We start from the raw sequence: 11,971 nt of genomic DNA, 5'->3' as shown, positions 1-11,971 counted from the left end.
CGTTGGTGCGTTGGTGCGTCGATCCCGACGGCTGCGAGCGTTCAGGGCCAATTGCGATCATGCAGGACGACGCATAGGAGGAAACATTGAAACCAACCGCACTCGTTACCGGCGCATCCCGCGGCATCGGTCGCGCAATCGCCGAAGATCTCGTGACCACACATCGCGTGCTCGCGGGAGCAACCTCCGCAAAGAGCCTTACGTCCCTCCTCGGTGAGCACCCCGAAATAGAACCATTCGTGGCCGACCTTGCCGATGAACAGCAACTCGCGGCGGCCGTGGATCAAGCTGGTCTCACAAGCTTGGATGTGCTGGTCAACTGCGCGGGGATCGAGGACCAGCGGCGATTCGACACATACACGCGCGAGGATTGGCGTCGCTCGTTTGAGGTGAACGTGTTCGCTGTTGCCGATCTCACCGCTCGGTTGCTTCCTGCATTGCAGGCGGCGAAGGGCACCATCGTGATGCTTAATTCTGGGTCGGGCACGTTCTCGTATGCCAATGGCTCGGTGTATTCCGGCACGAAGTTTGCGCTTCGGACGATGGCGGACTGCCTTCGCGAGGAACAGCGCGAGCACGGCGTACGCGTGACTTCCGTGCATCCGGGCTTCGTCGACACCGACATGGGTAGGAAGATACGCGGTTCAAAGCCCATCGAGCCTGACACATTCGTAAATCCGGCGGACATCGCCGCGGCGGTACGCCATGCGATTAGCGCACCGTCAAATGCTCAGGTCGAGACCATTGTCGTCCGCCCGATGCAATTGCCGAGCTAGCGTCGCGGATCGGCCGCTGTCGTCGCGAACCGGCCGCAATCATTGCACGTGCCCCGCCGCTGCGCGGTAATCATTGCAGCTAGCGCTCACCATGGGCCGCACTTCAACCATGATGAACGCTACCACCCATGATTACCGCGGCCAACGCTCCCATGACCACGGAAACCGACTTCGGCCATGACTGCGGACGCTAACTCCGGCGATAACCGCGTCGGCGGCAGTGGCGGCTGCGATGACGGCAACTCACCACGCGCTGCCGAACGCCACGTCGAGGTAGACGCTTAGCGGAGCGCGCCCGATCCCTGCGGCGGCCCACTCGAGAATCGCAGCGAGTGTCCCGGATGCTAGCGCCGCCGCTTGAATACGTCGGATGGAGGCCGCTGGCACTGGCTTCTCGCCGATTACTCGAGTATTCGCCTCCGCAGCAACAAATCTGGCATCGACGGACCGCGCATCCACGGGACCAGCGTCTGCCACATCGACTGACCACGCATCGGCCAAACCGGCATCCGCCAAAGCATCAATTGTGGCGTCAACCACATCGTCTGCGGCTCGCCCCTGCCCAAGCAGCTTGGCCAAACGATTCGAACGCGTAACCGCAGATTCCTCGGCGGCACTTGCCGCACCCATGGTCTCGACGTACGTGAGAGCGGTGGGCGGGCCTAACTCTTCGAGCCGATCTACGAATTCGTGAAGGGTGGTCGCGCTCTCGAGGGCCACGTCAACATTGCTCCACAGCACGTCAGACTTCGAAGCGAAGTAGTTAAAGAAGGAAGAGCGGCTCACGCCAGCGCGACGAGCGATATCGTCTGCAGAAACACTGTCCCAACCCAGCTCGAGTGCAAGTTCACAGGCAGCTTCTTCGAGGGCCTCGTGACTCGATGCTGCGGGGCGTCCAGCACCGGATTTGCCGCGCACAGTCATTATCTCGTTCCCTTGTCCAACGTGTCCCGCACGCCAAAGACCCCGGCGTGCGAATGATCAGGGATCATCTTCGCACGCCGGGGCCTGAAGTCGCCTTGCTTACGCTGGGTCCACATTCGGTAAGTACTCAGCGGGTCGGTAAGTCGTCAGCGGATCGGTAAGTGGCTACCGGTTCGGTGGCCTGAACTCGACGTCACCGATATTGCTATGGATACTAACTTTCGGCGCATCAGCACCGGCATTTGTTGTGTATCCGGCATCTTCCGCGTCGGCAGCCACGTCTCGAGAGGCCTCGAACTGCATCGGGACATCGGCAAACGATGCATCCACACTGCCAATATTCGTATCGATGATCGTTTCTGCTGGCATCGGATCGTTGAGCATCACTTGTCCGTCACCCGTTTCGACGATGAACTCCGCTCGTTCGTGCACCGTAACGTCAGCCTCAAGTTGACCGATATCGACTTCCATCGTGAGAATGTCGAACTCGCCGCGAGCATTGATCCGACCGGTGTTGGTGCTCATGTGAGCCTGTCCACCACCCGACATGAGTGACACACTGCCGACACTCGAGTGGAATGTTCCGGTGTCGAAACGTTCGTTGAGTACGAGCTCCCCCACGTCGACATCGGCTTCGACGGCACCGAGCTCACCGTTGACCACAAGTCGTCCCACACCGACATCGGCGTTCAATGCAATCGAATTCTGCAGGTCGGCTGGGAGCGTCAGGGTGCCGATGATTTCTTGCCCCCGGCTATTCCAGTTCCATTCGCCCACGGTCTCGATCACCAGCGTGCCGTCTTCAGCGTTCGACATTTCCACCGGCGAAGTACCATCACGCCAATGACCGGAGACATTGAGGGTCGCGTCGGTTGCGCCTTCGCTGAACTCAATTTCGAGATCGCCATAATCGAGGTCAATTACGAGCTGCTCCGCGGCTGCGGCCTCGTAATCAGCGGTAAAGGACTTAGTCGTCCCTCGCCAAAACTCGGTGACGGCACCAAATACGAGGACACCGATCAGTACAAGCACACCCAGGATGGTGACGAGGATCGCCACCCAGCTGTGGCGGTGTTCCCGAGGCCGCTCGCCGCCGGTATCACCGGATGCATCGCTCAAGGTTGGTGGGTTCCCGCCGGTCGCGGTAGCGGCGCCGTCGAAAATGGGCGGGTTGTCGATGACAATGTGTTCTGACTTCTTGGTCTCTTCGGTCGCGTTCATCGCGCGCCTCCTGATTCGTCGTTTCCGACACCGAGATACGCGAGTACTGCGAGCACCCTGCGGTTTCCACCGGTTTCGGCAGCGAGACCGAGCTTCTGGAACACTTGCGAAATGTGTTTCTCGACGGAACCCGCTGAAATATAGAGCTGAGCGGCGATTGCGGCGTTGGATTTTCCTTCCGCCATGAGCCCGAGGACGGTGCGCTCCCGCTCAGTCAGCGCATCCAATTGCGAGTCGCGAGAGCGCCGCCCGAGCAGCTGCCCGACCACCTCAGGGTCGAGGACGGTGCCGCCTTCGGCCACGGTCTCCACGGAATCGAGGAACTCCGCAACATCGGCAACGCGATCCTTCAGCAGGTAGCCGAGCGCGCCCTTGCTACGGGCAATGAGTTCGGTCGCGTAGCGCTCTTCCACGTACTGCGAGAGCACGAGGATGGGGAGATCCGGCGACTCCTCTCGCAGCGCCATGGCAGCGCGCACGCCCTCATCGGTAAACGTGGGTGGCAGTCGAACGTCAAGCACGACGAGCTCAGGAGAGGTCTCGGCAACCTTGGATTGCAACTCAACGGCGTCGGGAAGCGAGGCGACGATCTCATGTCCTTCATCGCTGAGGAGTCGAGCAAGTCCTGCCCGCAGGAGTGCGTTGTCTTCACAGATCACGATGCGCATGGCACGGTCACCTCAATCACGGTCGGTCCGCCCTCGGGGCTGGAGAAGTGGTACGTACCGCCTGCTGCGGTCACGCGGTTGATGACGCCATCGATCCCGCCACCCGGGCTGCGGTGCGCGCCACCTCGGCCGTTGTCTTCGATGCGCGCCATGAGGTATCCGTTTGCCTCGTGGATGCGTACCTGGACCGCGGTCGCCTGCGCATGCTTGGTGGCATTGGTGAGTGCTTCCGCAACCGCGAAGTACATGGTCGCTTCGGCACGGTCGGTATAGCGGTTCGGCAGATCGACTTGGATATTGACCGGCACGGCGCTGCGTCCGATGAGCGCGGAGAGCGCCGCGTCGAGGCCGCGGTCTTGCAGCACCGCGGGTTGGAACCCACGCACCAACTGGCGCAGTTCGGTCACGGCGACCTTGGTTGATTCGTGTGCCTCGTCGATGAGTTCGGATGCGCGTTGCGGGTCAGTTTCGAGCTTCCGCTTGGCCATACCGAGGGTCATGCCGACGGAGACGAGCCGTGGCTGGACGCCGTCGTGCAGGTCGCGCTCGATGCGAGCACGTTCAATGTCTGCGGCCGACAGCGCCTGCTGACGATACTGCGATTGCGCTCGCGCTTCGTGGCGAAGTTCCGCCTCGCGGCTGGGTACGAGCAATTGCTTCGACAGCGCACGGTGCGCGACCGCAAGACCAATCATGACCAGTCCCCCGACGACAATGGCGGCCAGTCCGAGCAGCAACGCTACCCAGCTCGGCACCTCGCCGATGAGGAACTCGCTGATGAGATAGGTCTCGCCCATGAGCGGCGCAAAGAGCCAGACGATTCCGGTTGCAAACCAGTGCAGCGCAAACAGGGTGATGGCACCGAGTAATGACACGAGCGCGCCGTGCAGGATGCCGATCCAGGTGCGCGAGTCAGCCCACTGGAGTGCGAGCGTGTGGAAGAACTTCCACCCGTCAGTGCGTGGCGAAGTTCGGAAGGCGTGATGGGGAATGTCCAGATCGAATGTCCACCCGGCGCGCGCTTCTTCAACGCGCGCAAGCAGGTACATGACAAGTCCGAGCAGAGCAAACACCACGACGCCCACGAGGAAGGCGAATAGCAGCGCGATACCGGAAGCGATGGCGCCCACGAACAGCATGAACATGGGGATGCAGAGGACGCCATAGAGCACTAGCTGCGGTATCGCGATTGCGATTTGGAGTGCTTTGTTTTTCATGCTTTCAAATTACGTTCGTGAGCGAGGCAAATCGATGCAGTTCGCCGGACGGCCTCCGGGGGTTTTCCCCCGGAGGTTCACCTTCCCATATCGCAGCTCGCAGCACTTGTTCGACTCCGTCCAAGAATACGCTAGGCTTGCGGGATGCTCACGCACTCCCTCCGTCTTATCGGTGCGGTCGCCGGTATCGCGCTGATCGCGCCGCTTGCCGCCTGCACCGCGTCTCCCACGGAAGCCAAGACCACACTGACCTACGCATCCGGAGAATCGGAACCCGCGTGTCTCGACCCGATCGTCGGTGGCAACTGGCCGCAAGCCCTGGTCGGGCACCAGTTCCTCGAATCGCTTTTCGCACGGGATGCGAACGGCGAAGTAGTCCCCTGGCTCGCGGAGTCGGGCGAGGTGAACGAGGACGGCTCGGTGTGGACCGTCAAGCTCAAGGAAGGCATCACGTTCTCGGACGGCACCGCGTTCAATGCCGATGCCGTTGTCGCGAATATGGAGCGCATCCGCGACCCTGAGACGAAGGCCTCGACCGGTCTTCGCGCTTTGGAAAATGTTGCCGAGTTTGTCGCGGTGGATGAGTACACGGTCGAGTTCCGGATGGAGCGACCCGATACGGTGCTGCTCGAATCCCTCGCGCAGACGTGGACGGCGATCATGTCGCCCGCCGGGTTCGAGCGTTCAGAGCTCGAACAGTGTGAGCAGCCGATTGGCACCGGAGCGTTCCAGGTGGAGTCCTGGACGAAGCAGGATCGCGTGGTGCTGGTGCGCAATGACAGCCATGTCGCGAGCATGCCCGGCGAAGAAATTCCCGCCGAGGGCGAGCGCATCGAGCAGATTGATTGGCGCTTTATCCCAGATGCGGCCACCCGCACCGCAGCGTTGCAGTCGGGCCAGGTCGATGTGATCGACCAGGTGCAGCCGGATGCGCTCGTGCAGTTCGAAGAGGATGCGGATGCCGCGACGCTTGTGGGTGCCCGTCCCGGCACTTCCGCGCGTATAGAGCTCAATACGCTCGAGGCTCCCTTCGACGACCCGCTCGTGCGCGAGGCGTTCGCGCGATCCACCGATCTTGATTCGGCCGTGGACTCGCTCTTCTTCGGCACGCTCGACCGCTCCTATTCGCCGCTTTCTTCCTCGCTGCCGGAGATGGCTGCGTTCCCCGAACAGCTCGCCTTCGATCAGGATGCGGCGAACGCGCTCCTTGACGAGGCCGGCTGGACCGAGCGCAATGAGGATGGTGTGCGGATGAAGGATGGGGAGTTGCTCACCGTAAACTTCCCGCTCTCGACGAACCAGTCGATTCCGGCAGAAATTTCGCTTGTGGAGCAGATGGCCGCGAGCGCCGGGGAGCTCGGCTTCGACGTCCAAATTGAATTGCTCGACTGGAGTTCTTGGCACGAAGCGGCACGAGAGTGGCAGTTTGACGCGATTATTGCCCCGTACTCGAAGTCCTCGGCCGACGTGCTGCGGATCGTGTATCACTCCGACGGCAATATTCCAGCGCCGTCCGGTTATCACGCGAACAACACGGGTATGGAGGATCCGGAGTTCGACACGCTCGTGGACGAGGCCATTACGACCTTCGACATTGCGGAGCGTACTGAGCTGTACAACCAGGCGCAGGCCATGATTATTGATGGGTACTACATCATCCCGCTTTACGACCAGATGGTGCAGTTTGCCTACACAACCGAACTGCAGGGTTTCCACCTCGACCCATCACTCAACCTGCCCACGTTTACCAACGCCACGTTTAGTTAGCGCCACGGCGTCACGCTTCGACAATTCCGAAGGACTATGCCGGTTTCCAAAACCACTCGCATCGCCAGCCGCGCGCTGTGGCGACTCCTCGGCGCACTCGTCGTGATTTGGGCGGTTGCGACAATCACCTTCTTCGCCGTGCGAGCGGTTCCTGGCGACCCGGTGCAGGCAATTTTGGGTGGCCCCGGTTCGCAAGCCTCTGCGGATGCGGTTGCGCAAGCCCGCGAGGATTTCGGGCTCGATTTGCCGCTCCACGAGCAGTACTTCAACTACCTCGGTCAGCTCCTCGCCGGAGATTTGGGCACAAGCTATCGACTCCAAGATGACGTGACGAGCATCATCGGCGTGCTCCTGCCGGGCACGCTGCAACTCGCCGGTGCCGCGCTGCTGCTGGGCTGGGCCATCTCGCTGGGGCTCGTGTGGCTCTCGGTTCGCGGAGGCCGTGTGGCTGGAATGGTCACCGATTTCTTCGGCATCGTAGGCGCGGCGCTCCCCCACTTTTGGCTCGGCGCCGTGCTCATCACCATTTTTGCCACCGGCCTCGGCCTCCCGGTGGCGCTGTCCGGTCCGGACTTCGTCGGGCTTATCCTGCCCGCGGTCACGCTCGCCATTCCCCTCGGCGGCTACCTCGCCCAGGTGATGCGAGACTCCACGATCGATGCACTCGATAAACCCTTCATTGTCGCCGCGCGCGCCCGCGGCGAATCACCGAACGGAGTGTTCGCAAAGCATGTCTTAAGGCGAGCGGCACTGCCCGCAGTCGGCCTCACCGGCTGGGCCTTTGGTTCGCTCATTTCTGGCGCAGTGGTAGTCGAGCAACTCTTCGCACGACCGGGCCTGGGCCGCTCACTCGTGGATGCGGTGGTCGCCCGCGATGTCCCGATGGTCATCGGGGTCCTCATCGTGGTCGCCACGGCCTACGTACTCATCACGCTCGTGACCGACATTATTGAGCAAGCACTCTCCCCGCGAATCGCGGTCGAAGCATGAGCCGCACGCTTCGCCGCATTGGCATCGCGGTCTGCCTGGCGATCGCCGCCTGGTTCCTCATCGCCGCACTCTTCCCGCAGTTGCTCGCTCCCGGCAATCCCTTCGCAATCTTGAATGAGAATGCGTACCAGGCTCCCAGCCTGAGTCACCCCTTCGGCACCGACGAGTCGGGCCGCGATATCTATACGCGCGTGGTGCACGGGGCCGGTGCGTCGCTCACCATCGGCCTCGCCGCAACTGCGATCGGATTGGTCTTTGGCATCCTGCTCGCAACCCTCCCCGGACTCGGTGGGCCGGTCGGCGATTGGATCTCGACGCGGATTGTCGAGACGCTCTATGCCTTCCCGGGCATCCTGCTCGCACTCCTCTTACTCTCGCTGACCGGACCGGGAATCGTCCCGACCACCATCGCCGTCGGGCTGTCCGCCGCACCCGGATACGCCCGGATGCTTCGCACCCAGTTTTTTCGGGTCAAAGAATCGGCCTATGTTGAGGCGGATCGAGTGATGGGGCGAAGTGGCTGGTTTCGACTCACCCGGACGATTCTCCCCAATGCTTTCCAACCGCTGTTCGCGCTTGCAACCCTTGGCATCGGTCAAGCCGTGGTCTGGGCATCGGCGCTCAGTTACCTCGGTCTGGGAGATCCGCCGCCAAGCCCCGAATGGGGCGCCATGCTGAATGCTGGCGCAACCTACCTTGCCACCGGCGGCTGGTGGATGTCGGTGTTCCCCGGAACCGCAATCGCACTCGTCGCGGTCACCGGTACGGTGCTCGGTCGGCTCTACAACGCTGAAGTCAGGGAGGCTCGGTGACCATGCCACCAACCCGAAACCATCCGTCCGAGGCGCCCTCGGCAACTGCACCGCTATTGGAACTGCGCGATCTGCGCATCCGATTCGGTGGCACCGAAGTGGTCCGTGGGCTGGACCTCGAAATCGCTCCGGGCGAGTGCCTCGGGCTGATTGGCTCCTCCGGTTCCGGCAAATCGCTCACCGCCCGATCGCTCATTGGACTCGCGGGTACGGGTGCAACGGTGACCGCGAACACCATGCGGCTCAACGAACTGTCGTTGCTCAGCCTGTCGGAGCGACAATTGCGTCGAGTTCGCGGCGGCCGAATCGGGCTGGTCCTGCAGGATGCGCTCGTATCACTCGACCCGGCGCGCACTATTGGCGCCGAACTCGACGATGCGATCACGCTGCACCACCGTGAATCCGCCGCCGAACGACACCGGCGAGCGCTCGCGCTCCTCGAGCGCGTCGGGCTTCCCGAACCGGAGGTACGGCTCAAGCAGCGCGCGGGGCAGCTCTCCGGCGGCCAGCGGCAACGCGCACTCATTGCGATCGCCCTCGCGGGCGATCCGGAATTGCTTGTCGCCGACGAGCCCACCACCGCACTCGATGCGAGCGCTCGACGCGAGCTGCTGGCGCTGCTGCGCGAACTCGCCAATGAGGGCTTGAGCATCCTGTTTGTATCGCACGATCTCGCTTCCGTGCGAATGCTGTGCGACCGGGTGGCCGTGATAGAGGACGGCAAAATCGTCGAGACCGAGGCGACCGAACGCATCCTGACTAAGCCCGCCTCGGCGGCGGCAGACGCGCTGGTCAGGGCACTTCCCCAACCGCCCAAGAAGAGCCCGCCCGTTGACGGCGAAATTGTCTTGGCCGCGGAGGGACTCGCGAAGCACTATCGCAGACCCGATGGCAGCGTCTTTACCGCCTTGCGTGGTGCCGGGCTGCAACTGCGCGCGGGTGAGACGCTCGGTGTCGTGGGGGCCTCCGGGTCGGGAAAATCCACGCTCGCACGGTTGCTGCTCGCACTCGATAGGCCGAACGAAGGCAGTGTCACGCTTGCCGGTGAGCCTTGGTCGCCGGGTCCGGAGCGGATGCGCCGCACTCGCCGCGCACAGCTGGGCATGGTCGCACAAGACCCGCTCTCGACGTTCGACCCGCGACTGCGCGTGAGCACGATCCTCGCTGACGCCCTTTCTGCCGGAAAAGTGCGCAGTTCCGGCAAACTCAGGGGACGCATCCTCGAGTCACTGGCCGAAGTGGGCCTCGGCGAGGCGCATCTCAACGCTCGACCGATCGGGCTTTCCGGTGGCGAGCGTCAGCGCGTTGCAATCGCGCGCGCACTCGCGGGCACGCCACGGATCTTGATTTGTGATGAGGCAGTTTCGGCACTCGACGCCACTGTTCGCCGACAAATTCTTGATCTCATCGCAACAATTCGATTAACCCGCGGTCTCGCGTGCGTGTTTATTTCCCATGACTTGGACGTGATCGGGGAAATTTCTGACCGCGTCGCTGTCGTTCACGAGGGCGAAGTCGTTGAGGTGGCCCCGACTTTGCGACTTTTCACCGATCCGCAACATCCCGCCTCTCGGACACTGCTTACCGGTAGTGACATTCAGCGAACATGACACACCCTTTGTTTGCTCATGGAATACTGAGAGGACTAGAACACTCCATGAGGTCGGGATTTTCTCGCAAATTCCGACTACCGGGTTGATAGCTCCATCCATAACGAAAACGTGAAAGCAGCTGTGCAATGACCTCACCCTCGCCCGTGAACGCCACTGACATTCCAAAGTTGTCCGCGAATGACGACGTCAACGCTTGGGTGGTGAAAACTGCCGAGCTTACGCAGCCCGCTCGCGTGGTCTGGTGTGATGGTTCGGAAGAGGAATATAACCGCCTCGCCGAAGAAATGGTCGATGCAGGCACCCTCATTCGCCTCAACCCGGAGATTCGCCCGAACTCCTTCCTCGCACGTTCTGACGCCGCCGATGTTGCCCGCGTCGAGGGCCGCACCTTTATTTGTTCGGAGCGCGAAGAGGACGCCGGCCCGACCAATAACTGGCGCGCGCCCGCAGAGATGCGCGAAACCCTTCGTCCGCTATTCGAGGGATCGATGCGCGGTCGTACCATGTACGTCGTGCCCTTCGCGATGGGTCCGCTTGGCGGCAAGATCACCCAGTACGGCATCGAGATCACCGATTCACCGTACGTCGTGCTGTCGATGGCGTTGATGACCCGGTCCGGGAACGAAGCGCTCAAGTACATTCACCCCGACACCGAATGGGTGCGCGCGCTGCACTCGGTCGGCTACCCACTCGTTGATGCCGAAGGCAATGAGCGCGAGGACGTGCTCTGGCCCTGCAACGACGACAAGTACATCACCCACTTCCCCGAAAACCGCGAAATCATCTCCTACGGTTCGGGCTACGGCGGCAACGCGCTGCTCGGAAAGAAGTGCTTCGCACTGCGTATCGCTTCAGTCATGGCTCGCGACGAAGGTTGGATGGCCGAGCACATGCTGCTCATCCAGGCGACGAGCCCAGAAGGCAAGAAGTACACGGTAACTGGCGCGTTCCCCTCCGCAACGGGTAAGACCAACCTCGCCATGATGCGTCCGAAGCTCGAGGGCTGGAAGGTCGAGACGCTCGGGGACGACATCGTGTGGATGCGTCCCGGCGATGATGGTCGGCTCTACGCGATCAACCCCGAGTTCGGTTTCTTCGGCGTCGCTCCTGGTACGGGATGGTCGACCAACCCGGTTGCCATGGAGACGATCACGAAGGACACGATCTTCACGAACGTCGCGCTGACCGATGACGGCGACGTCTGGTGGGAAGGCATGACCGATGAGGCGCCTTCGCACCTCATCGACTGGCAGGGTAATGACTGGACGCCCGATTCAGAGTCCCCCGCCGCTCACCCGAACGCACGCTTCACGGTTCGCGCGGAACAGTGCCCCACCATCTCCGATGACTGGCAGACGCCGGACGGGGTTCCGGTGGACATCATTCTCTTCGGTGGCCGGCGCCGCACCAACGTGCCGCTGGTATACCAGTCCAAGAACTGGGAGCACGGCTGCTTCCTCGGCTCGACGCTTGGCAGTGAGCGCACCGCCGCTGCAGAGGGCAAGATCGGTGAGCTTCGCCGCGACCCCTTCGCCATGCAGCCATTTGCCGGCTACCACATGGCCGACTACTGGGGTCACTGGCTCGCGATGGGTGAGAAGCTCGGCGACAAGGCACCGGCAATCTTCCAGGTCAACTGGTTCCGTCGCGGCGCCGATGGCTCCTTCCTCTGGCCCGGATTCGGCGAGAACATTCGCGCGATCGAGTGGGCGACCAAGCGCGTCGAGGGCACGGTGGATGCGGTGGCAACGCCGATTGGAAACCTCCCCAAGCCCGAGGACATCAACGTCGAAGGCATTGACGTTGACGAGGCCACGCTCCAGGAGATCTTTGCTGTGCCTCGCGAGGGCTGGATCGCAGAGCTCGATGAGACCGTGAACTACTACGACGGCATCGGCGACAAGGTACCCGCTGTACTGCACAAGCAACTCGCCGAGGTGCGCGCGGGCTTCGACCAGTCGTTACCGCCACGCGAGCGACAGC

The 11,971-nt window shown here is 62.2% G+C and carries 10 protein-coding genes; 6 read left to right on the top strand and 4 right to left on the bottom strand.

What is annotated here, in order from left to right:
- The first annotated feature begins 86 nt into the window (after positions 1 to 86).
- Positions 87 to 776 (top strand): SDR family oxidoreductase, encoded by a 690-nt coding sequence (locus ACTHXA_RS02140; protein ID WP_441668874.1) that lies wholly within the window; start codon positions 87 to 89, stop codon positions 774 to 776.
- Between the two features lie 243 nt (positions 777 to 1,019).
- Here the strand turns inward: ACTHXA_RS02140 and ACTHXA_RS02135 are convergent, their stop codons facing one another.
- From ACTHXA_RS02135 to ACTHXA_RS02120, 4 genes are all read right to left on the bottom strand, one after another.
- Positions 1,020 to 1,700, bottom strand: a complete 681-nt coding sequence (locus tag ACTHXA_RS02135; RefSeq protein WP_441668872.1) for a TetR/AcrR family transcriptional regulator — start codon at positions 1,698 to 1,700, stop codon at positions 1,020 to 1,022.
- 165 nt (positions 1,701 to 1,865) lie between these two features.
- Positions 1,866 to 2,921 carry a hypothetical protein gene (locus tag ACTHXA_RS02130; protein ID WP_441668870.1) on the bottom strand — a complete coding sequence of 352 codons (1,056 nt, stop codon included), beginning with the start codon at positions 2,919 to 2,921 and terminating at the stop codon, positions 1,866 to 1,868.
- Positions 2,918 to 3,589 carry a response regulator gene (locus ACTHXA_RS02125; RefSeq protein WP_441668868.1) on the bottom strand — a complete coding sequence of 224 codons (672 nt, stop codon included), beginning with the start codon at positions 3,587 to 3,589 and terminating at the stop codon, positions 2,918 to 2,920. The genes ACTHXA_RS02130 and ACTHXA_RS02125 overlap by 4 nt, the downstream gene beginning before the upstream one ends.
- The gene (locus ACTHXA_RS02120; protein WP_441668866.1) at positions 3,577 to 4,806 is read right to left on the bottom strand and encodes a histidine kinase; all 1,230 of its coding nucleotides are present in this window, start codon (positions 4,804 to 4,806) and stop codon (positions 3,577 to 3,579) included. Before ACTHXA_RS02120 ends, ACTHXA_RS02125 begins: the two co-directional genes overlap by 13 nt.
- A gap of 144 nt (positions 4,807 to 4,950) precedes the next feature.
- On the opposite strand from ACTHXA_RS02120, the gene ACTHXA_RS02115 reads away from it, so the two are divergent.
- The 5 genes from ACTHXA_RS02115 to ACTHXA_RS02095 form a co-directional block, all read left to right on the top strand.
- Positions 4,951 to 6,573 (top strand): ABC transporter substrate-binding protein, encoded by a 1,623-nt coding sequence (locus tag ACTHXA_RS02115; protein WP_441668864.1) that lies wholly within the window; start codon positions 4,951 to 4,953, stop codon positions 6,571 to 6,573.
- A gap of 36 nt (positions 6,574 to 6,609) precedes the next feature.
- On the top strand, positions 6,610 to 7,563 hold the full coding sequence (locus ACTHXA_RS02110) for an ABC transporter permease (protein WP_441668862.1): 954 nt from the start codon (positions 6,610 to 6,612) through the stop codon (positions 7,561 to 7,563).
- Positions 7,560 to 8,375 carry an ABC transporter permease gene (locus tag ACTHXA_RS02105; RefSeq protein ID WP_441668860.1) on the top strand — a complete coding sequence of 272 codons (816 nt, stop codon included), beginning with the start codon at positions 7,560 to 7,562 and terminating at the stop codon, positions 8,373 to 8,375. Before ACTHXA_RS02110 ends, ACTHXA_RS02105 begins: the two co-directional genes overlap by 4 nt.
- A 2-nt stretch (positions 8,376 to 8,377) precedes the next feature.
- Positions 8,378 to 9,985: an ATP-binding cassette domain-containing protein gene (locus ACTHXA_RS02100; protein WP_441669035.1), complete on the top strand. Its 1,608-nt coding sequence runs from the start codon at positions 8,378 to 8,380 to the stop codon at positions 9,983 to 9,985.
- Between the two features lie 128 nt (positions 9,986 to 10,113).
- The coding region (locus ACTHXA_RS02095) for a phosphoenolpyruvate carboxykinase (GTP) (RefSeq protein ID WP_441668858.1) at positions 10,114 to 11,971 on the top strand (1,858 nt) is incomplete at its 3' end.

The sequence above is a fragment of the Gulosibacter sp. genome (assembly GCF_052090685.1).
Lineage (GTDB): Bacteria > Actinomycetota > Actinomycetes > Actinomycetales > Microbacteriaceae > Gulosibacter.
The sequence above is the reverse complement of the archived record's forward strand: the minus strand, read 5'-3'. Positions and strand labels throughout refer to the sequence as shown.

Bases quoted from the DNA above. Each gene is read 5' to 3' on its own strand.
- ACTHXA_RS02135 (WP_441668872.1), bottom strand. From the start codon at position 1,700: ATGACTGTGCGCGGCAAATCCGGTGCTGGACGCCCCGCAGCATCGAGT.
- ACTHXA_RS02130 (WP_441668870.1), bottom strand. From the start codon at position 2,921: ATGAACGCGACCGAAGAGACCAAGAAGTCAGAACACATTGTCATCGAC.
- ACTHXA_RS02125 (WP_441668868.1), bottom strand. From the start codon at position 3,589: ATGCGCATCGTGATCTGTGAAGACAACGCACTCCTGCGGGCAGGACTT.
- ACTHXA_RS02120 (WP_441668866.1), bottom strand. From the start codon at position 4,806: ATGAAAAACAAAGCACTCCAAATCGCAATCGCGATACCGCAGCTAGTG.
- ACTHXA_RS02115 (WP_441668864.1), top strand. From the start codon at position 4,951: ATGCTCACGCACTCCCTCCGTCTTATCGGTGCGGTCGCCGGTATCGCG.
- ACTHXA_RS02110 (WP_441668862.1), top strand. From the start codon at position 6,610: ATGCCGGTTTCCAAAACCACTCGCATCGCCAGCCGCGCGCTGTGGCGA.
- ACTHXA_RS02105 (WP_441668860.1), top strand. From the start codon at position 7,560: ATGAGCCGCACGCTTCGCCGCATTGGCATCGCGGTCTGCCTGGCGATC.
- ACTHXA_RS02100 (WP_441669035.1), top strand. From the start codon at position 8,378: ATGCCACCAACCCGAAACCATCCGTCCGAGGCGCCCTCGGCAACTGCA.